General features: G+C 66.9%; 21 protein-coding genes. 12 read left to right on the top strand and 9 right to left on the bottom strand.

Annotated features, from left to right (window positions below):
- Nucleotides 1–2 precede the first annotated feature (2 nt).
- Both E8A74_RS09910 and E8A74_RS09905 read left to right on the top strand, forming a co-directional pair.
- Nucleotides 3–1,223, top strand: a complete 1,221-nt coding sequence (locus tag E8A74_RS09910) for a hypothetical protein (protein WP_136928713.1) — start codon at nt 3–5, stop codon at nt 1,221–1,223.
- Between the two features lie 158 nt (nt 1,224–1,381).
- Nucleotides 1,382–1,777 carry a hypothetical protein gene (locus E8A74_RS09905; protein WP_136928712.1) on the top strand — a complete coding sequence of 132 codons (396 nt, stop codon included), beginning with the start codon at nt 1,382–1,384 and terminating at the stop codon, nt 1,775–1,777.
- A gap of 59 nt (nt 1,778–1,836) precedes the next feature.
- On the opposite strand, the gene E8A74_RS09900 is transcribed toward E8A74_RS09905, so the two are convergent.
- The 5 genes from E8A74_RS09900 to E8A74_RS09880 form a co-directional block, all read right to left on the bottom strand.
- Nucleotides 1,837–2,052, bottom strand: a complete 216-nt coding sequence (locus E8A74_RS09900) for a hypothetical protein (protein WP_136928711.1) — start codon at nt 2,050–2,052, stop codon at nt 1,837–1,839.
- A gap of 68 nt (nt 2,053–2,120) precedes the next feature.
- Complete coding sequence (locus E8A74_RS09895; RefSeq protein WP_136928710.1) at nt 2,121–2,570, bottom strand: hypothetical protein; 450 nt, start codon at nt 2,568–2,570, stop codon at nt 2,121–2,123.
- 223 nt (nt 2,571–2,793) lie between these two features.
- Entirely contained in the window at nt 2,794–3,240 is a 447-nt protein-coding gene (locus E8A74_RS09890; RefSeq protein WP_136928709.1) for a hypothetical protein, read from the bottom strand.
- Between the two features lie 20 nt (nt 3,241–3,260).
- Nucleotides 3,261–3,902, bottom strand: coding sequence for a hypothetical protein (locus E8A74_RS09885; RefSeq protein WP_136928708.1), 642 nt, complete (start codon nt 3,900–3,902; stop codon nt 3,261–3,263).
- 328 nt (nt 3,903–4,230) lie between these two features.
- Nucleotides 4,231–5,034, bottom strand: a complete 804-nt coding sequence (locus E8A74_RS09880; RefSeq protein WP_136928707.1) for a hypothetical protein — start codon at nt 5,032–5,034, stop codon at nt 4,231–4,233.
- A gap of 175 nt (nt 5,035–5,209) precedes the next feature.
- Here E8A74_RS09880 and E8A74_RS09875 point away from each other — a divergent pair, with 175 nt between their 5' ends.
- The 5 genes from E8A74_RS09875 to E8A74_RS09855 all read left to right on the top strand — a co-directional run bounded on the left by E8A74_RS09875 (nt 5,210) and on the right by E8A74_RS09855 (nt 9,165).
- Nucleotides 5,210–5,866, top strand: a complete 657-nt coding sequence (locus E8A74_RS09875) for a hypothetical protein (RefSeq protein WP_170229009.1) — start codon at nt 5,210–5,212, stop codon at nt 5,864–5,866.
- A complete protein-coding gene (locus E8A74_RS09870; protein ID WP_136928705.1) occupies nt 5,863–6,456 on the top strand; it encodes a hypothetical protein in 594 nt (197 codons plus the stop codon). The genes E8A74_RS09875 and E8A74_RS09870 overlap by 4 nt, the downstream gene beginning before the upstream one ends.
- A 183-nt stretch (nt 6,457–6,639) precedes the next feature.
- Nucleotides 6,640–7,263, top strand: coding sequence for a hypothetical protein (locus E8A74_RS09865; protein WP_136928704.1), 624 nt, complete (start codon nt 6,640–6,642; stop codon nt 7,261–7,263).
- Between the two features lie 7 nt (nt 7,264–7,270).
- On the top strand, nt 7,271–7,834 hold the full coding sequence (locus E8A74_RS09860) for a hypothetical protein (RefSeq protein WP_136928703.1): 564 nt from the start codon (nt 7,271–7,273) through the stop codon (nt 7,832–7,834).
- A gap of 119 nt (nt 7,835–7,953) precedes the next feature.
- The gene (locus E8A74_RS09855; RefSeq protein ID WP_136928702.1) at nt 7,954–9,165 is read left to right on the top strand and encodes a cytochrome P450 family protein; all 1,212 of its coding nucleotides are present in this window, start codon (nt 7,954–7,956) and stop codon (nt 9,163–9,165) included.
- 63 nt (nt 9,166–9,228) lie between these two features.
- On the opposite strand, the gene E8A74_RS09850 is transcribed toward E8A74_RS09855, so the two are convergent.
- Nucleotides 9,229–12,000, bottom strand: coding sequence for a HEAT repeat domain-containing protein (locus E8A74_RS09850; protein ID WP_136928701.1), 2,772 nt, complete (start codon nt 11,998–12,000; stop codon nt 9,229–9,231).
- 119 nt (nt 12,001–12,119) lie between these two features.
- Between E8A74_RS09850 and E8A74_RS09845 the strand changes: the two genes are divergently transcribed.
- Entirely contained in the window at nt 12,120–12,671 is a 552-nt protein-coding gene (locus E8A74_RS09845) for a TlpA family protein disulfide reductase (RefSeq protein WP_232379470.1), read from the top strand.
- A gap of 1 nt (nt 12,672) precedes the next feature.
- Here the strand turns inward: E8A74_RS09845 and E8A74_RS09840 are convergent, their stop codons facing one another.
- Nucleotides 12,673–14,016, bottom strand: coding sequence for an alpha/beta hydrolase fold domain-containing protein (locus tag E8A74_RS09840; RefSeq protein ID WP_136928700.1), 1,344 nt, complete (start codon nt 14,014–14,016; stop codon nt 12,673–12,675).
- 162 nt (nt 14,017–14,178) lie between these two features.
- Nucleotides 14,179–15,033, bottom strand: coding sequence for a class I SAM-dependent methyltransferase (locus tag E8A74_RS09835; RefSeq protein ID WP_170229008.1), 855 nt, complete (start codon nt 15,031–15,033; stop codon nt 14,179–14,181).
- 199 nt (nt 15,034–15,232) lie between these two features.
- On the opposite strand from E8A74_RS09835, the gene E8A74_RS09830 reads away from it, so the two are divergent.
- Complete coding sequence (locus E8A74_RS09830; protein WP_136928698.1) at nt 15,233–16,198, top strand: tetratricopeptide repeat protein; 966 nt, start codon at nt 15,233–15,235, stop codon at nt 16,196–16,198.
- 6 nt (nt 16,199–16,204) lie between these two features.
- Here E8A74_RS09830 and E8A74_RS09825 read toward each other — a convergent pair whose 3' ends face one another.
- Nucleotides 16,205–17,344 carry a cysteine desulfurase family protein gene (locus E8A74_RS09825; RefSeq protein ID WP_136928697.1) on the bottom strand — a complete coding sequence of 380 codons (1,140 nt, stop codon included), beginning with the start codon at nt 17,342–17,344 and terminating at the stop codon, nt 16,205–16,207.
- Between the two features lie 149 nt (nt 17,345–17,493).
- On the opposite strand from E8A74_RS09825, the gene E8A74_RS09820 reads away from it, so the two are divergent.
- The 3 genes from E8A74_RS09820 (at nt 17,494) to E8A74_RS09810 (ending at nt 20,332) form a co-directional block, all read left to right on the top strand.
- Nucleotides 17,494–18,090: a hypothetical protein gene (locus E8A74_RS09820; RefSeq protein ID WP_136928696.1), complete on the top strand. Its 597-nt coding sequence runs from the start codon at nt 17,494–17,496 to the stop codon at nt 18,088–18,090.
- Between the two features lie 70 nt (nt 18,091–18,160).
- Complete coding sequence (locus E8A74_RS09815) at nt 18,161–19,087, top strand: DHH family phosphoesterase (protein ID WP_136928695.1); 927 nt, start codon at nt 18,161–18,163, stop codon at nt 19,085–19,087.
- 57 nt (nt 19,088–19,144) lie between these two features.
- Nucleotides 19,145–20,332 carry an NAD-dependent epimerase/dehydratase family protein gene (locus tag E8A74_RS09810; RefSeq protein WP_136928694.1) on the top strand — a complete coding sequence of 396 codons (1,188 nt, stop codon included), beginning with the start codon at nt 19,145–19,147 and terminating at the stop codon, nt 20,330–20,332.
- Nucleotide 20,333 lies beyond the last annotated feature (1 nt).

Raw genomic sequence — 20,333 nt, 5'->3', positions numbered from 1 at the left:
TCATGCGTGTCTTCGTTACAGCAACGGCCGCCCTCACCATCGGAGCGCTTGTTGCCGCATGCGGTAGGCCGGACGATGTGGACGAGTTCGTCTGCAAGGCTGACGCCCTCTGGCCCGATCCATGGTGCATCCCCGACGCCGGCCCCGACGCCGCCGACGCCGGAACCGACGCCGATCAACTCATCGATCCCGGCACCCCAGCGCCGCAATCCTACTGCTCCGGCCGTTGCCTCCCCGAGCCGAGCGACGACTTCGCGGGGAGCTGGCCTCGCACGCCGATGCTCCTGTGGGTCGGCCCTCGCGCCCTCGCGCCGACGAGCTGCGACGAGGCGCGCAAGGCCGCGGGCCTCCCCGAGGACGTCGTCTTCTTCGAGAAGTACCGCCGCTTCGCGGGCCTCATCGCTCCGCCCGCGGCGTGCGAGGCCTGCACGTGCGCCATGTCGGAAGGCACATGCACCGGGCTGCCCGCGGACCTCGAGGTCCGCGCGGGCACGTGCGCCGAGGGCGACGCGTCGTCGCTCCCGTTCGGCGGACCCGACGGCTGGGAGGGCGCGTGCACGAGCGCGAACGCGCTGCCTTCGGGCGCGCAGTGCGGCGGCGAGCCGTGCGCGCAGTCCGTCTACGCCTCGCCGCTCCCCGGGCCGACGAGCGAGGCTTGCCCGATCAGCTCGACGCTGCCCGCGTTCACGAAGACGACGGACTGGGAGACCGCCGGCGTCGCGTGCGAGGCGAAGGAGATCGACGAGCCCTGCGACCCGTCGTTCTACCCATCCACGTACCGCTGCATGCACAACGCGCCGCTGCCGTGGCTCCAGTGCGTCGCCCTTGACGGCAACCACGAGATGTGCCCTGGCAACTACACGTTCGCGCGGTACGAGCTTTACGGCGAGCAGCCGAGCGACACGCGTGGCTGCACGGCCTGCGAGTGCGGCGGGACGCCGGTGGGGAGCGCGTGCTTGGGTACACTGCGTCTGTTCCAGGACGGCGCGTGTGGATCGCAGTTCGCGGAGGTTCCGCTCTCCTCGACGGGCGAGCAGTGCACGAACGTCCTGCCTGCCGGCCGTGCCCTCGGCGGCAAAGCCATCACGGACCTCGCGTACAGTCCCGGCATCTGCGCCTCCACGGGCGGCGATCCGACCGGGTCTGCCGAGCGTGACCCCGCGCAGGCCGTGACCTTCTGCTGCCGGTCGCCGTTCGACGACGAGCCCCCGCCGCCCAAGTAGCCGCGGGCCCGGCCCTCCCTCCCGCCGGGAAAAATCGACCCGACACACCTCACGAAATGGTTCCTCCTGCGAATATAGGGGGAGGACGAACCCATGGTCGCGCTGCCCTTCTCGCGCGTCGGGTCGATCGAGAGGTGATGATGACAAGACGTATTGCCATGCCCGAGCCGAGATTGCCGACGGCGTATGCGCGCCGGAGCGACGGGAGGATCTACGTCAACAGCTTTTACCTTCGCGAGGGGGAGAACGGGGAGGCCGTGGGTTCCTGGTATGCGCTGACCCGTCGAGAATCGGAGCGATTCCTCGGAGACCTCGCAGAGCAGAAGCGGGTCGGTCTTCACCTCGTGGGCAGCGATCATCGTATCTATGTCCCCGAGGACAAGGTGGGCAATCGCCAACGTCGACGCGTCTTCCACGGAGCGCCGGCCGGCGACGAGCTGACAGCGCTGCTCATCGAGGAGATCCACAGGGTGGCCTCCGAGGTGGTCAGCCTCGCGCTGCGAGAAGTGCGGGCGCTCGGGCGCGGCGTGCTCCCTATTCGACTTCTGCCATGAGGAGGGCGACTCTCGCGCGGCACAAGCTGACCGAGATCGGAGGGATCCCCGTTCCCCGGTCACGCGATGTTGTCGGGCTTGAGATCTGGATACTCTTTGTAGAGTGGACACAGAACGTCCGTATAAAGATACCCGAGCGCTCTGCCGAACCCCATGATGTATTCTTTTCTTTCGGGTGCTGAGCTGCTCGCGTGCACGAGGGCGACGGCGTCGTGGAGCTTGAAATAGGCGTCGAGGGTCATCTGGTTCAGCTTTTCAGCCGTGTCTCGGTCCATTGTCTTCTCCCGCTACTGGCGATGGGTTTCGTGGGGGGGCGACCCTCGCCATTGCGTCGCCCTCGACATTACCCTTCCTTCTCCTCGATGTCAGCAGCCAGCACACATGCCATTGCATCCGCGACGTGAACGAGCACTTCGTGGGTCCTGCTACGGTACATCGCAGCCTCTACCTTATCGCAGTTCTCACGCACGATGCCCGCCATCGTCTCGATCTGCTCATAGAGCCGGTTCAGCAGCGCAAGCAGATCGTCCTGGCTCTCCTTCGTGAGTCGGAGTCTCGGCCGCTCGGTGTGCTGCATCGGCTTGAAATCCGGCGGCGCGAGTTCGAGGTGCTCGCTTTGAATCGGCGCAATGACCTCGGTAAAGAGGTAGCCCATGATCTTTCCGCCGTGCCCGCGATATATCTTGAACGTCCCTTCGTCGCAACATTCCATGACTCGCTTGATCGACTCGTTGGTGTCGCGCGAGCAATCCATCGATATTGCAAGCAGCTTCTCGGCGGTCTCCTTGTTCATTGCTCGTTCCTTGTGCGGCGTATTCGTCGCTCGCCCCGCATCCCATCGGTACCCAACACGCTGCCATGCACGTAGCGAACAACGCCGCCCCGGCAAGCCGCCCCTTCCCCATGAGCGCACTCCCTCGCTGGCGAAGCAGCGTATCGGACCGTCCGCGCGGGGTGGAAGCAGAAAGGGGGTTTCGGAGCCCCGGCGCGCCTGTGCATGACCAAGGGAGCGACCCCTATTCGACGTCTGCCATGAGGAGGGTGACCCTCGCGCGGCACAAGCTGACCGAGACCTGATGGATCCCCTGGGCGTACAGGGCGACTTCCAGGGGATCTGGAAGCTGGGACAAGCGGTGTCCGGCTGCTTGTACCTTTTCGTAGGCGGTCTCGAATGCGTCGAGCAGCGCCTGCCGAGCCTTCAGGGGTAGCTTCAAGGGTGTTATTGCCGGCCTTCCCCGTGGCGGTCCCTCGCGATACCAATCTGGCGCGAGGTCTGGGTGCTCGTCGTACATGGGCGCCATCACATTGTCGAACATGTCGGACATCACGTACGCCAGGAGCATGGCGCAAGCGTGGAAGGGCTCCTCTGGGCACGCACCCTTCAGTTCACCAAGGATCTTGTCGACGACGTAAGAGGATTCGTGGAGCGTGGCCAGGATCTCGTTCGCGATGATTTTTTCCATGGGGCGTGGGGCCTCGTCATTCAATGTAGTTTCATTCCCCAGCAATTTCCTGCTTCGAGGCAATCTCTGCGACATTTGAAGAACGGGTCGCCGCTCGGCGAACCTGAGGGTATGGCTTCCCTTGTACATTTCTCGATGCAACCCTCGAGCACCTTCTTGCACCGCTCCTTCTCGGCATCCTCGTCGGCGGCATCCTTCAACGAAACGGCCGCGGCCACGACCAGGACCGCGACGCCCACGACGATCGTCACGCCGGACGCCGAGACGATCAGCGGGGCGAGTCGGATCAACTGGGAGATCACCGACACGTTCGCCAGGAGGCCCCGCGAAGGCAAGAGGCCGCCATGCGAGATCAGCTCGTCGGGGTTTGGCGTGTAGCCCGCGTCCGCCATCGTCCGCAGCACATCGAGCATGCACCCTTCGAGGCCGGCATCGTCGAGCCGCGGCCCCTTGGGCGTCACCTTGGAGACCCGGTTGTCCGTCAGCTCGACTTGAAAGTCGACCTCGTATGCATGGCGCCCGAGCCGCCCCGCGTGTTTCTCCGCGCATGCTTGAAGCGCGTGGACGGTGCTCGCCGGGAGCGCCCCCTCGGTCGGGGGCGCGGGCACGGCGGCGTACTCGTCGCTCGCCCCGCATCCCATCGGCACCCAACACGCTGCCATGCACGTAGCGAACAACGCCGCCCCGGCAAGCCGCCCCTTCCCCATGAGCGCACCCCTCGCTGCCGAAGCAGTGTATCGGACCGTCCGCGCGGGGTGGAAGCAGAATGGGGGTTTCGGAGCCCTCGGGCGCCTGTGTACGACCCTGGGAGGGGGGTTTCGGAGCCTTGGGCGCCTGTGTACGACCCTGGGAGGGGGGGTTTCGGAGCCTCGGCGCGCCTGTGTACGACCCTGGGAGGGGGGTTTCGGAGCCCTCCGGCACCTGTGTACGACCCTGGGAGGGGGTTTCGGAGCCCTCCGGCGCCTGTCCGCGCCCTCCGGGAGGGGTTTTTCAGCCTCCGGTGGATGCTGCCGGGGCGGACTCGGGCTTTTTCTTGCTTCGGCCGCCTGCGCGGGCGCGAACGACGGTGAAGAGCGAGGGGAAGGTCTTTTCCGGCGTGGGCTCGTGACGCAGGAGCCACCGGCCGGCGGCGGCGACTTCCTCGTAGGTATCGAGCAAGAGCGTGAACGCGCGGGCGAGGTGATCGGCGGCCGCGCGCGCCTCCGGGCCGAGCCGCGCGCCCAGCGTGGCGAGGATCTCCTCCGCGACCTTCACGGCGTCGTCGGCGTCGGTCGAACGGAAGTGTTTTGTATCGGCGGAGAGCGCGTCATAATGGTCTCGATAGACGCTGGCATAACCGAGCAGATCCGCGGCGAGGTCGCGGTGGCCCGTGCCCCCGCGCAGCATGGCGAGGTAGGGGCCGACCTCGGGGTGATCGTTCAAATGGTACTCGCAGCAGGCCTGCATGCGCGCCTCGATGGCGATGGCCTTTTGCACGAACTCGACCGGGAGCTTTGCGTCCGTGGACAGGGCGCGCGCCTTTTGATCCTCGGTCGCGGCATACCAGCACGCCCAGGCGGCCGTGGGGAGCAGCTCGACGAGGTTCGCGTCGAATTCGCTCACGGGCAGGCTCTTGAAGCGCGCGAGGAGCTTCGGCTCGTTCGCCCGCGCGGAGAGTCCGAGCGCCGCGACCGCGACGAGGCCCGCGTCGGCATTGACGACGGAGAGGGCCTCCACCGGCATCACCTTGTAGTGAGGGAGGAGCGTGTCGAAGGCTTGTTTCCCCTGGATAGGATCGAATGAAGGGCTGGTCATGCGCGGCATGGGAGCACAGGAGGAGAAGCGGGCGCAAGGGGAGAAGGGTGTGGCCGCACTGTATGGGTAGGAACGACCTGCGTTGACGGAAGCCGGGGTTCTTGGTCGCATGGTCGCCATGAGGGTCCCGCGTGTACGAACCTTCCTGTCCTTTGGGCTCCTCGGCTGCGCGTCATTGGCGCTCTTGCCGCTCGGCTGCGGGGCGAAGATCACGTACCCGGAAGCGAGCGAGGGCCCGCGCGTGCCGGACGCGACGGCGGAGCGGCTGCGAGAATGCGTGGATGCGTTTGTCGGTGACCTTCCCCGAGTGCAATTTACGTTTGACGTCGTGTTGACGGTCGACGAAGACGGACACGTCGAGGGTGTCAAGAGCAAAGGCGTGCCCCATGAAGAGCTCGCGATATGCATGCGGATCGCGCTACGAAACATGACCGTGCCGGAGCAGCTCCTCAGGCTGTCCAAGGTGCGCGTGTCCGCATCGCCCGCGCCAGCGAACGGGCAGGCGGCGGCCGAGCGTGCGCTCGTCGGCAACCCCGGGTTGCTCGTGGCCGTGGCGATCACGCTGGCCGACCTCATCATCGAGGCGGGCCCCGTTGTCATCGTGATCGCCGCGTCGGTGGAGCTTGGCAAGTCGGATATTGCGAAGAGGTATCGGCAGAAGGAGGACGACCCGTGTCAAGAGCCCCTGAACGACTGCCTTGACTCGGCGCGACAAAGCAAACAAGGAAGTTATTGGAGACATTCGATCTGCGTGGCGTGCCACGCAAGATGTAAGAGGAACGGCGAATGGCCCGACAAGATCATGATGTCCAAATGGGAGACGTGTAAATGAGCTATGAGCGGGAATCCGGCGGAGAGATGGAGGGGGAGGAGCTGGCTTTCTGCAACGCCAGCGGCCGCCTCTTGGTCAAGTCTCTGGATAAGGAGCGAAGCTTCGCCGAGGCCGTGGATGATTTCCGTCGGCTCGAGGAGGAGTTCGTGGTGCGCGGATGCGACAGTGACTTTCACGTGCTCGAGACGAGGCGACGCATCGCCGAGCTGATCCTCACGCTCGCGCAATCGAAGCGCCCCCCCCTCGAGGTTTGCCGCGAGGCCTGGGAGGACATCGTTCGCCTCGGCTTCTCGGGCAGGGAACGAGAATATACCATGACCTGGTTTTTCGCGGATTGCTGTCGCTACGACGAGAACCCCGAGGAGGGGCTCGCCGTGCTTTTGCCGCTCGTCGCCGAGCTCGAGCGAGGGCTCGAAGAAGCGAGGGCGACGCAGAGCGACACGGATTTTTACGAATACCACCTCGAACCTCTGCTGAAGCAGCGTGACGAGCTCCTGGCCCAACAAAGGGGCGAACAGATCCCCGGGAAGAGGACACGTCGGATCGACGAGGCGCGCGACAGCGACCCGGATGAAGACGGAACGCCGTGAGCGCCGCTCGACGCATTCTCTGCGTTGACGGAAACCGGTGTTCCTGGTCGCATCTTGGCCATGGCGGTCCCGCGTGTACGAACCTTCCTGTCCCTCGGGCTCCTCGGCTGCGCGTCATTGGCGCTCTTGCCGCTCGGCTGCGGGGCGAAGATCACGTACCCGGAAGCGAGCGAGGGCCCGCGCGTGCCGGACGCGACGGCGGAGCGGCTGCGAGAATGCGTGGATGAGTTTGTCGGTGACCTTCCCCGAGGGCAATTTACGTTTGACGTCGTGTTGACGGTCGACGAAGACGGACACGTCGAGGGTGTCAAGAGCAAAGGCGTGCCCCATGAAGAGCTCGCGATATGCATGCGGATCGCGCTACGAAACATGACGGTGCCGGAGCAGCTCCTCAGGCTGTCCAAGGTGCGCGTGTCCGCATCGCCCGCGCCAGCGAACGGGCAGGCGGCGGCCGAGCGTGCGCTCGTCGGAAACCCCGGCGTGCTCGTGGCTGTGGCGGTCGTGCTTGCCGACCTCATCATCGAGGCGGCCCCCATCGTCATCGTGATCGCCGCGTCGGTGGAGCTTGGCAAGTCGGATATTGCGACGAAGTATCGGCAGGAGGACGATGACGACGACCCGTGTCAAGAGCATCTGAACGCTTGCCTGAACAAGCGCCTGGCGGACAGACCGGGTAGCGTCATTGGAGAAACGAGATGCAAGATGTGCTTCGACAGGTGTCGAGGGGAGAAAGAGTGGCCCAAATTTATTCCGCTGACGCGCGGCAAGGGATCCTGCGAGTATTGGTTGCCCGGATGGCCGCGGTAGGAAGAGCATGACGACAGAAGACGAAAGAATTGAATGTATTTTCCAGGATTTTGCAGAAGTGAGCGGCGCTCTCTTGGTTAAATCTTTGAAGCGAACTCGTAGCTTCGCCGAGGCCGTTGACGATTACTGTCGGCTCGAGGCGGAGTTCGTGGCGCGCATGGGCGACAGTGAGTTCGGCGTGCTCGAAACAAGGCGCCGCATCGCCGAAGATATCATCAGGCTGACAGAATCAAAGCACCCCCCCTTCCAGACCTGTCGGGACGCTTGGAACGCACGCGTTCTCCTCGGTTTCACGGACATTGATATCGAATGCAGGATGACGTGGTTCTTCGCGGAGTGCTGTCGCTACGACGAGAACCCCGAGGAGGGGCTCGCCGTGCTTATGCCGCTCATCGCCGAGCTCGAGCGAGGGCTCGAAGAAGCGAGGGCGACGCAGAGCGACACGGATTTTTACGAATACCACCTCGAACCTCTGCGGAAGCTCCGTGACGTGCTCCTGGCCCAACAAAGGGGCGAACAGATCCCGGGGAAGAGGACGCGTCGGATCGACGAGGAAGATCAAACCCCGTGAGCGCCCCTCCGCGCATCCGCCCCTCCTGAGCGGCGAGCCCGAAATGCGGCCCGTCCGCCCCTGTCGCTCGCTCCGGCGCCCACAGCCTTGTTCCTGCGTGCATGGTATGCTGGGGACCGATGCCTCCCCCCGCGTCGATCGACATCCTCGCCCCCGGATTCAAGGCGAATCCATTTCCGTTCTACGCCCGCCTCCGGGCCGAGGCGCCCGTCTTTCCCACGAAGCTCAAGGACGGCCGCACGGCCTTTCTCGTCACCCGATACGACGACGTCGTGGCCGTCCTCAAGGATCCGCGCTTCGCCAAGGACCGCAGCGCCGTCCTCACCCCGGATCAGCAGGCAAAGCAGCCGTGGGTCCCCGACTTCGTGAAGCCCCTCGAGCGCAACATGCTCGACGTCGACGAGCCCGATCACCGTCGCCTGCGGAACCTCGTCCACCAGGTGTTCACCCCGCGCATGGTCGAGGACATGCGCGAGCGCGTGCAGCGAATCGCCGACGATCTCCTCGCGAAGGTCGCGGCGCGCGGCCGCATGGACCTCGTGCGTGATTACGCGCTCCCGCTGCCGCTCACCGTGATCGCCGAGATGCTCGGCATCCCCTCCGAGGCTCGTTCGAGGTTTCATCGCTTCTCGAAGGCGCTGATGGAGACGACCTCGAACGTGAAGATGCTGCTCGCGCTCCCGCACTTTTACTTCATGGTGCGATACCTCCGCGCGCTCATCGCCGAGAAACGCGCGCGGCCCCGGGACGATCTCCTGAGCGCCCTCGCGCAGGCGGAGGAGGAAGGCAGCCACCTCAGCGAGAACGAGCTGCTCGCGATGATCATCCTTTTGACCGTCGCCGGGCACGAGACCACGGTGAACCTCATCGCGTCCGGCACGCTCGCGCTCTTGCAACACCCGGGCGAGCTCGATCGGCTCCGCCAGAATCCATCGCTGATCAAATCGGCCATCGAGGAGCTGCTCCGGTTCACGAGCCCCGTCGAGATGGCGACCGAGCGATATACCCGCGAGGACGTCGAGTTCGCCGGCGTCAGGCTCCCCCGCGGCTCGCTCGTGCTCGTGGTCCTCGCGTCCGCGAACCGCGACGCCTCGCAGTTCGTGAACCCGGACCAACTCGACCTCACGCGCGACCCGAACCGCCACGTCGCCTTCGGCCAGGGCATCCATTATTGCCTCGGCGCGCCGCTCGCGCGGCTCGAAGGCCAGATCGCGCTCGCCACGCTCTTGCGCACGCTGCCCGATCTCCGCCTCGCCGCGGCTCCGCACACCCTGCGCTGGCGCCCCACGTACATCGTGCGTGGGCTCGAAGCGCTCCCCGTCGCGTTCTGAAACACGAAACCCCCTCCCATCACGCGGATGAGAGGGGGTTTCGAGGTCACGCGCGGGCGCGTTTTACTGCTTGTCGCCCTTGGTGGGTTTGTTGTCCTTCGGCTGCGCCGCCGAGCGGTCCTCGGCTGCGATCGCCTTCGGGTTCATGAGCTCGAAGAAGGCGCGCTTCGCCATCGCGCCCGTATCGCCCTGCTCCTGACGGAGCGCCATCAGGACGCCACGCTCCTTCATGAACTTGAGCGTCTCGATCGCGCCCTTCTTCCGCGCCGCGTCGCCCGCCTTCGCGTCCTGCCAGAGGCGGTAACGCAAGACCACGCGCGTCTCGGAGTGCGGGCCATTGTCGAACTTGAGGTTGTCGAACTGCCCCTGCAGCTTCTGCCGCGACCACTCCTGCGGGACGTCGGCCACCTTGATGCGCGCGATCGCCTCGGCGTTCGCGACCCAGCGGTAGATGTTGCCGCGCTTGAAGTCCTCGTCCGACCAGTAGCCGAACGCCCGCTCGTAGTGGTCCTTCAGGTCGTTCAGCGCGTCCGGACCGAAGTCGCCGTACATCGCGACCGTGCGGGCCGCCGTCTCCGTCGTGCCGCCGAGGATGAGCGCGAGCGCCGCGGCGTTGCGGATCTCCGGGTTCTGCAGCTTCTCGAAGAGCTTCGCCTCGGTCGCCTGATCGAAGCCGCTGACCCCGATCGCGCGGGCGTAGGCCATGCGCAGGCCGATGTCGAGCTCGGGCGTGAGCAGGTCCGCGAGCTCGGGCGTGATCGCCGGCACGGGCTTGAGCGAGAGCGTCGAGGCGTAACAAGCGCCGATGAGCTGCTTGCGCGGCTCCTTCTTCGCCCCGTACTCCTTCGCCTTCTTCGCGACCTCGCTCATCGTCTTGTCGTCGGCGCACCACGCGAGCGCGTCACAGGCTGCCGTGCGCGCCTCCTCGTGCCACGACTCGTCCTCGATGAGCTCCATGAGCGGCTTCGAGGCGCGGTTGTCGCCCCACTGCCCGAGGCCCTGCGCGGCGCCGTAGCCCACCGCGCGGAGCGCCATGCCGAGCATCGCCAGGCCGGCGCCGTTCAGCGCCTCCTGCGTGATGTCCATCTTCTTGTCGGGCTTGCGCTTGAACTGCTCGAGCAGCTTCGGGAACGACGGCTCGTCCTTGATGAAACCGACGTAACGGAGCGCGCTCTGCGCCGTCTCGAATTCCGTGGGGAAGGGAGGCTGCGCGCCCTCCTTCGGCAGCGGAACCTTCGGGAACGCCCAGTCGCGCAGGTCGTTCTTGATCTTCTCGCTCTGCACGGCCGCGAGGAACCGGAAGGCGTTTGCGTGCGGCTGCGGGCGGTTCTTGAGCCAGAAGATCACGCCGTCCTCGGCCCCGGCCTTGAGCTCGTCGCGCTTGTCGGGGTGGATCATCGCGAGGTCCGCGAGCATGCGCGTCGCCACGATGCGCGGGTTGTCCGTGCGCGAGAGGTGGCCGCCCTCGTCGGCCTCCCAGAACCGCTCCTGCGCGTAGAGCTTGTCGGGATCGACGCGCATGCGTTCGCCGAGGAGCTTCGCAGCGCGGACGTCGCCGACCTCGGCGAGCCGCGTGCCGGCCTCGCCTTGCCAGTGCAGCGTGGGCTTCGACGTCTCGACCCACTTCACGAGCGAGTCACCGAGGCGCGGATCGGCGACGTTCTTCATCATCTCGAAGAGCTGCTTCGTCTGGAACCACTCGGTCTCGGGCGGATCCTTCTTCACGCTGGCGAGCGCGAGCACGAGGCCCTCGCCGCCGATGCCGTCGCGCAGCGCCTCCAGGAACTTCTGCCGGTTCTCCGAGTTCGAGCTGCTGAGCGCCGAGAGCAAGGGAGCGCGCGCGGTCTCGTCACCGATCTTGCCGAGGCCCGTGGCGGCCTCGCGGCCGACCTCGGAGTCGGGATCCTTCACGAGCGTGATGAGCGTCTGCGTCCACTTCGCGTTCGCGTCGCGCGAGAGCAGCGTGGCCACGAGCTGGCGCACCGACGGGCTCTGATCGTTCGCGAGCTTGGCGAACTCGTCGAGCGGCACGAGGGCCGCGAGCCGCTCCGGATCAAACGCGGCGCCGCCGCCGAGGCGCTCGACCTTCGACAGGAAGCCCTTCCTGTACTGGTCCATCGCGTCCTTGAAGACCTGCGGCTCCTTCAGCATGACGAGGGCCCACACGATCTGCGGCTTGTCGCTGTCGTCGGCCTCCTGCAGCGCCTTGAGCAGCGCCGCCTTGCCGGCGTCGCCCTTCGGCGATCCGTAGTAGGCGAGCACCTGCGCGGAGACGCCCTTCACGCGGTGATCGGGCTGTTCGAGCGCCTTGATCGCGTTCGTCACGCCCTCGGGATCCTCGGCGTAGGCGAGCTGGATCAGCGCCTCTTGCTGGAGGGACCACTCGTTCGGGTTCGCGGCCCACGTGCGCCAGCGCGGGATCTGGTCCTTCACGGGCAGGACGAAGATGTTCTTCTTCTCCTTGACGACCTGCTCGACCGTCATCTTCTCCTGGCCCTGCTTGATGCCGAAGAAGAGCGCGGCCGCGCCGCCGGCGACGATGAGCAGCGCCACGATGATCGTGACGGGATTGAAGCGGCCCTTCTTGAAGTCGCCGTCGCCGAAGTCGGCACCGCCGCCGCCGCCGCCGGTGGGCGCGGGGGGCACGGCGCCGCCGTCGGGCGTGCCGCCGGGCAGATCGGCGTCGTCCGGCGGCCACTTGGCGAGGTCGAGCCGATCGGGCGTTCGGAGCCTTCGCTTGATGGGTTTCGCTGTGCCCCCGAGGCCCTGGGGAGGAGGCTTTGGTCCGTTGGGAAGAGGAGACGGTTCGGGCTGTGGATTCGGACGATCGAGCATGGTTCCTCCCCGCGTCGCTCTCGTGCGACCGGCGGAGCGGCGGCGCCGCTTTGCGGGGAGCGAACATACCAGGGGACGCCTTTCGGGCGCAGCCGCAAAGAACTTGCTAAGGAGAACGGGTGCCGACGCCCGCCTCCGCCTCTTCCGACGGCAAAGTTCGCTCCTGGGTGTTCGCGGGCCTCCTCGGCCTGGGCGCGCTCGGGGTGCTTTCTCTGCTGCCGCGCGTTGTTGGCGGGGGGAGCCCGTTCGAGGGCAAGCCGGCGCCCGACGCGGTCTTCGCGGTCGCGGCGAACGGCGATCCCGGGGCGCGCATGCAGATCGAGAGCCTCAAGGGCCACCCGGTGGTCCTGGACTTCTGGGCGACCTGGTGTGGCCCGTGCGCCGCGCAGGCCCCGATCCTCGACCGCATCGCGCGGAGGTACGAGAAGCAGGGCCTCATCGTGCTCGGCGTGAACGCGCACGACCCGCCCGCGAAGGCGAAGAGTTATGCGGAGAAGAAGGGACTCTCGTATCCCATCGTGATCGACGCGGGCCAGGAGGCGGCGCAAGCGTACGACGTGCAGAACCTGCCGAGCCTCGTGGTGATCGATCGCGAGGGCCGCGTCGTTCGGTACATGACGGGCCTCGTGGACGAGGCTTCGCTCGACGAGATCGTCGCGGCGACGCTGTAGCTCAAGCGGCCGACGTCGCGTCCGCGGCCTCGCCGAGCACGCCCGCCGGGCGCTTCTCCTCGGCGCCCTCGGCATGCGCGACCTCGCGGCGATGTTGCGCCCACTGGTGCGCGAGGAACCGCTCCACCGCGGCGAGCGCGTGTCCCGTGCGCTCCGAGGGGAACACCTCGAAGGCGTGCTGCGCGCCCGGCAGCTCCGCGTAGAGCACCGGCGCGCGGCTGTGGGCGCGCAAGAGCTCCACGAAGAGCCGCGCCTCCTGCACGGGCACGAGCGAGTCGCGATCGCCGTGCACCACGAAGAAGGGCGGCGCGTCCTCGTGCACCAGGCTCATCGGCGAGGCCGCCTCGAACGCCGCGTGATCGTCGTCGAGCCGCTTCTTCATCACGCTCTTTTCGAGGATCGTCCGCAGCAGCGTGCCCCGCCAGATCCCGCGCCGGTCCGTGAAATCGTAGACGCCGTAGAACGGCACGCAGGCCTGTACGCGCGTGTCCACGTCTTCGAAGCCCGGCTGGTAGCGTGGATCGTTCGGCGTGAGCGTGGCGAGCGCCGCGAGGTGACCCCCCGCCGAGCCGCCCGTGATCACGAGGAAGCTCGGGTCGGCCCCGTACGCCTTGCCGTGCTCGCGGATCCAGCGGATCGCGCTCTTCACGTCGATCAGGTGATCCGGGAACGTGAAGCGCGGCGAGAGCCGGTAGTTCGCCGACACCACGACCCACCCGTGCGCGGCGAGCCGGTACGCGAGGGGTTTGCCCTGGTCGTCCTTGCTGCCGATCACCCACGCCCCGCCGTGCACGAACAGGACCGTCGGGCGTGGCTTCGTGTTGCCGCGCGGCCGGTAGACGTCGAGCCGCAGGTTCACGCCGCCTGCGCGCGAGAAGACGATGTCGCGCACGACCTCCACGCGGCCGTCGAGCACCGGCAGCGGGAAGAGGCGCTGCCGCAGCGAGAAGTGATCGTCGACGTGCGCGCCGATCTCCTCGGGGATCACGCTTCGATACTCCGTGCCGAGCCCCTCGCGCAGCGCCGATTCCGTCACGTCGCGCGCCTTGCGTGCGTCGAACACGATCCGCACGAGCCCGATCCACGACAGCGACACGATGAGCAGCGCGACCCAGCCGGGCCAGCCGTCGAGCCCGCCGGCCCACACGAAGAGCGCCGTCGCGACGACCTGCCAGAACAGGTGGTGCGCCGCGAGCTCGCCGGTCAGCCACGACGCGAAAAAACCTGCGCCGACCAGCGGCCAGAACTTCCGGGCGGGCCGGAGCGCGTTGAGCGTGAACATCGCTCCGACGGCCGCGGCCATCAGGAAGAGCACCGGCGGGGGGAGCAGGAAGGGCAGGGGCACGTCGCGTGGAAAATAACCGAGGCGCGTGGTGTTGTCCCGCGCCGAGACGGAAGGAAATGCGCCGTCGGGCGAGCGAGATGCCGCGTGGTATCCAAGCGCGAGCCCGAGATCGTTCGCTGCATCGAGCAGCTCAAGGCCGCGATCGAGAACAGCGGCGGATCCTCACGCCCACACGTCTTCGGCCACGCTCGCCACGACCGCGTGCTGGAACCGGAACGTCCGCGCCCGGTCGTACGTCCCCGTCAGGTTCAGCGCGATCTCGTCGAACGACGCGCAGCGCGCGCGCCGAAACCCTTCCTCGTAGAGCATCGGCAGCACGTGATCGACGCCGAAGACCACGGGCTCGCCCATCTCCGCGACGTTGTCGCGCGCCGCGATCGCCGACGCGTCGCGCACGTTTCCTTGGCCCATGCGTTTGCCCACGTGGTCGAAGAGGATCACCGAGCTCGGGTGGAGCTTTTCGGCGATGCGCCGCAGCGTCGCTCGGACGGCGGGTTCTTCCAGGTAATAGGTCACGCCTTCCCAGATCAGGAGGGCCGGCTGCTCTGCGAGAAAACCGCTCGAATCAAGCCGCTCCACGAAATCGTTCACCGCGAAATCGCAGGGCACGTACGTCGCATTCTCGAACGGATAGCCGGGCAGCGCGGAGAGACGCGCGAGTTTGTCCGCCTGCGTCGTCGGGTGATCCACCTCGAAGAACCGCACGCCCTTCTGCCCGAGCCGCGCCGCGCGGGTATCGAGCCCGGCGCCGAGCAGCACCACCTGGGTACACCCTCGCGCGAGCCAGCGCCGTGTCTCCTGATCGAACAGCGCCGTGCGCAGCGCCACGAAGAGCTCGATGTGCGGGTAGCCTTGCTCGTAACGCGCCGCGTCCTCGAACCCGCGGGGGCCTGCGAGCGCGCGGGCGAACGGATCGTCGCAGAGCGGCGTTTCTCGCTCCGTTGCTCGTGCTCGGAGGGCCGCCACCATCCTCGCCGTTCGGCTCGGCTGCTGCATCGCCTCAGAATGACAGGGCATGCCGCAGCGCGCAACGTTCACGTTCAACCAGGACGGACCACATACCGCGGAGATCCCTGTCGTGTAGGGATCCGACCGTGACAACCCTGCGCTGCGTCGGTTTTTGGGGACGACGTCCACGCCGAGGACGAACGGCTGGCGCGGGCCCTCGCCGTCCTCGAAGCCCCACGCCCTTCGAGATGCCGTAGGCTCGGACTTCATGCGCGCCGTCGCCTCGCCCCTCCTCCCGCTTTTCGTTCTTCTTTCCGCGTGTGGCGGCGGGCCTTCCGCGCAGCAGGAGCCGGCGAAGGCGCCCGTCGTCGAGGTCGGCGCGGGCCACGAGGCGCCGCCCGTGTCTGCGCAGGGACCCGAGGAGGACGGGGACGCCGAGTCGCGGGCCACGAACGACGTCGAGGCGCTTGATACCTGTATCGAGCACATGCGGGAGGGCCGGGGTTTGCCCGAGCGCGTGAAGGCCTCGCCCGAAGCGTCGCAATATGCCCAGACCCTCGCCGCCGAGCGAGCGGGCAACTTGGACCAGGCGAAGGAAGGGTACCTGAAGATCGTCCAGCAATACCCGGACTCGCCCTACATCCCGCTCGTTTATTTCGCGTTCGGCGAGCTCTTCTTCAAGGACGGCCAGAAGGACCCCATCAAGCTCGATTTCGCGGAGCAGTCGTACGACGAAGTGCTCAAATTCCCCATGCCGAACAACACCGCCTGGATCGCGGCGAACTTGCGGCTCGCCGAGGTCTACCGGCAAAATGGCGACCCTCCGAAGGCGCTCTCCTCGCTGAAGAAGGTCGCCGAGGCCGCGGCGAAAGAGCCGGGCGCGTCCTGTGCAGCCTCGCTCGTCCCTCCTGCCCGCGCGCGCCTCGTCGCCGTGTACGCCGACGTGGGCCGGCCAAGCGCCGCGTTCGATTTTTTCAAGACGGCGAGCGGAAGCAACAAGGGCGACGAACGCACGACGGCCCTCGCCATGGTCGCTTCCCTCGCGGAGCTTTACGTCCAGCAGCAGAAGCACGACGACGCGGCGACGGCGTTGATCTCCGCGCATGCGAGGTTTTACGACACGGCGTATTGCCAGCGGGAGGGCCAGCTCGTCACGAAGCTCGGGCCCTCGCTCACGGCCACGCGCCGGGACCAGCTTGCCAGCGCGCACTCGGTCCATTGTATCGCGCAGTGAGAGGTTTTACCGCGAAAGCTTCACCCACGCCGCCGCCAGCACCTCGGCCGCCCGCGTGATCTCCGCCTCCGTCGTCCCTCGCCCGAGCGTCAATCGCACCGAGCCGATCGCCTCCTCCGGCTTCACGCCCATCGCGAGGATCACGCTCGACGCCGACGCGTGTCCGTCGTGGCAAGCCGAACCCGTCGACGCCGCCACCTCCTCCGCCTGCGCGAGCAGCGCCGTCCCGCTCACCCGTGGGAAACGCACGTTCAACGTGTTCGGCAATCGCTTCTCGGGGTGCCCATTCAGCGCGAGCCCCGGCACCCGTTCGCGCAGCAGGACAAACAGATTGTCCCGTAAAACGCGCACCCGCGCGCCCTCCGCCGCGAGGTCCCGTTTTGCCGCCTTCGCCGCGACCCCGAGCCCCACGATCGATGGCACATTCTCTGTCCCGGGCCGGATCCCCCGCTCGTGCCCTGCGCCGAGCATGAACGGCGCGATCGGCATGTCTTTCCGGATGAAGAGCGCGCCCACGCCCTTCGGCGCATAGAGCTTGTGCCCTGCGATCGACAGGAGATCCGCGCCGAGCTCGCCCACGTCGATCGGCACCTTGCCCACCGATTGCGCCGCGTCCGTGTGCACGACCGCGCCCGCGCGCCAGGCGGCCCGCGTGATCTCTTCGATCGGCTGGAGCACGCCCGTCTCGTTGTTCGCGTGCATCACCGTGATCACGCCCGTCTCGTCCCCGAGCTTTGCGGCGACCTCCTCCGCGCGCACGCGCCCCTCCGCGTCGACGCCCACCACATCGACGCGATGCCCGTGCCGCGCGAGCCACGCGCAGAGCTTCGACGTCGCGGGGTGCTCGATCGACGACGTGATCAGGTGCGTTCGATCGGGCAGCGCGTCGGCCACGCCTCGGATCGCCAGGTTGTTCGCCTCGGTCCCGCCCGAGGTGAAGACGAGCTCTTCCGGCGTGCAACCGATCAGCGCCGCCACCTCTGCGCGCGCCGACTCGATCGCGGCCCGCGCGCGCCGCCCGTACACGTGGCTGCTCGAAGGATTGCCGAATCCGCCGCGCAGCCAGGGCAACATGGCGTCGACCACCTCGGGCAGGAGCGGCGTCGATGCGTTGTAGTCGAGGTAGATCGGATCTTCGGCGTGCACGATATCTGGCGGTACTCAGCCCCTGCCTTCGCGTCAAGCGCGCCTTTCGCCGTGGAGCCCGTGCGACCGCCTTGACGTGTCGCTCGTGCTCGTGCCTCCTGTCGTTATGGCCGCCGCGACCCGGCGCCTGCTTGATGGGGAGACACACGATGAAATCTCTTGGCATCCTTGGAATTCTGATCCTATCGGCGACCTCCTTCTTCGCGTGTAGCAGCGGCGAAGGATCGAGCGGGAGCGAAAATACGCCTCCGGCCTCCTCGCTCGACGTCACACCCTCGATCAGCGCGTGTGGCGGCTTCCTCGGCGCATCGGAGGGCGCGAAGATTCCGCCCTCCCCCGACCCGGCCACGTATTGCGAGGCCGAGCGCCTCCTCTGGAATTACGACGCCGCCACGCGCACGCTCGGCCTGCTCGACGCGCGCATCCAGCTCAATTGCTGCGGCCGGCACTCCATCGACGTCGCCGTCGAGGACGGCGTCCACGTCGTCACGCAGACCGACGCCCCGGAAAAACTCGAGAACGGCGACGAGGCGCGTTGTGGCTGCATGTGTGTCTTCGATTATGCGGCTGACGTCGCGCCCGTCGAGAGCTCCACGATATCGATGCGCATCCTGCGCAACGTGACGGACCAGAAGCCGCCCGTCACGCTCGTATGGGAGGGCACCGTCGACCTCACGGCCGGCGCGGGCGAGGTCGTCCTCTCCACGGCGAGCGCCGAGCCTTGGTGCAGCAACAAGGAACCTTGATCCTCGGGGCTTCCCCGCGCGCGCGGCCTCGGTTATCCTCCGGCGCGAAAAGCGGTCCGGAGGGCAGATCATGGCGGAAAAGTACCGGCTGGTGACGCGGAGCGACTTCGACGGCCTCGTGTGCGCCGTCCTCTTGAAGAAGCTCGGCATCCTCGACGAAATCAAGTTCGTCCACCCGAAGGACATGCAGGACGGCAAGGTCCCCGTCACCGAGCGGGACATCACGACGAACCTCCCGTACGTCGAGGGGGTGCACCTCGCGTTTGATCACCACGCGAGCGAGACGCAGCGGGTTGGCAAGCGCGACAACCACATCATCGACCCCCACGCCCCCTCCGCCGCGCGTGTCGTCTGGCGCCATTATGGCGGCAAGGAGAAGTTCGCCGACATCCCCGACGAGATGATGGAGGCCGTCGACAAGGCCGACGCCGCGCAGTTCTCCCGCGACGAGATCCTCTCGCCGAAGGGCTGGGTCCTCCTCAACTACCTGATGGATGCGCGCACCGGCCTCGGTCGATTCCGGCAGTTCCGCATCTCGAACTACGACCTCATGATGCGCCTCATCGACGCGTGTCTGGAGTTATCCGTTGACGAGATCCTCCAGATGCCCGACGTGAAGGAGCGCGTCGACATGTATTTCGAGCACGAAGAGCGCTTCAAGGAGCAGATCCAACGCTGCTCCACGGTGCACAAGAACCTCGTCGTGCTCGACCTCCGGAACGAGGAGACGATCTGGGCGGGCAACCGTTTCATGATCTACGCGCTCCACCCCGAGACCAACATCTCGATCCACGTCATGTGGGGCCTCAAGAAGCAGAACACCGTCTTCGCCACCGGCAAATCGATCCTCGACCGGAGCAGCAAGACGAACGTCGGCGCGTTCATGCTCGAATACGGCGGCGGCGGCCACGAGGCGGCCGGCACCTGCCAGATCGACAACGACAAGGCCGACGAGGTGCTGAAGACCCTCATCGCCCGCATCAACGCCGACGGCTGATCGCCCCGCGGGTGATCGTCGTTCACAACCCTCCGGCGCCGTCGTCCATCCCTCGCTATGATCAAACGTCGCTCATTCCTCGTCGGGTCGCTCGCCGCGGCCGCGTCCACGACCTTCGGCTGCGCGTCCCAGCCGCCCCCGCCTCCCGCCGATCCCGCGGGGGCTGCGGGCGCGGGCGCGGCGCCTCCGCCCCCGACGAACCAGAAAAAGAGCCTGCTGATCCTCGGCGGCACGGGGTTCGTCGGTCCCGCCGTCGTCGATGCGGCGCGGGCGCGCGGGTTTTCGATCACCCTCTTCAATCGCGGCAAGACCCGCCCCGAGCTTTTCCCCGACATCGAAAAGCTCCGCGGCAACCGCGACCCGAACAAGGACGAGGGCCTCAAGGCCCTCGAAGGCCGGAGCTTCGACGCGGTCATCGACACCTCGGGCTACGTCCCGCGTATCGTCCGCGCCTCGGCCGAGCTGCTCTCCAAGAACGTCAAGCAATACATCTTCATCTCCAGCATCTCGGTCTACAAGGACACCTCGACGCCGAACATGGACGAGACCGCGGCGGTCGGGACCATGGCCGATCCCACCGTCGAGACCATGGGCAAGGAGTTCGAGAATTACGGCCCCTTGAAGGCCCTCTGCGAGCAGGCCGCCGAAAAGGCCATGCCGGGTCGCGTCGCCAATGTGCGGCCCGGGTACATCGTCGGGCCGGGCGACGGAACGGATCGATTCACGTACTGGCCGCTCCGCGTCGCGAAGGGCGGCGAAATGCTCGTCCCCGGCTCGGCGAACGATCCCATTCAGGTGATCGACGTCCGCGACCTCGCCGAGTGGCTCGTGAAGCTCGTCGCGGACGGCACGAACGGCGTCTTCAATGCCACGGGCCCCGGCACGCCCCACACGATGGGGAGCGTGATCGAGGCGAGCAAAACGGCCTCGCCGAAGAGCGACGTCAAGCTCACCTGGGTCCCGGCCTCGTGGCTGAAGACGAAAGAATCGGGCGGCGGCGAGCCGATCGATCTGCCGATCTGGGCGCCGGCCGAGGGCGAAACGGCGGGCTTCCACCGCGTGAGCGTCGCTCGTGCGCAGAAAGCAGGCCTCACGTTCCGCCCGCTCGACACGACCCTGACGGACCTCCTCGCCTGGTTCAATGCCTTGCCCGCGGAGCGCCAGGCCAAACGCCGCGCGGGCCTCTCGCCCGAGCGCGAGGCCGAGCTGCTCCGCGCATTCCACGAAGAATCGAAGAAGAAATAGG

This window comes from Polyangium fumosum (genome assembly GCF_005144585.1).
In the GTDB taxonomy this organism is placed as follows: domain Bacteria; phylum Myxococcota_A; class Polyangia; order Polyangiales; family Polyangiaceae; genus Polyangium; species Polyangium fumosum.
Note: the sequence above shows the minus strand (reverse complement) of the source record. Positions and strands in the feature narration are given on the sequence as shown.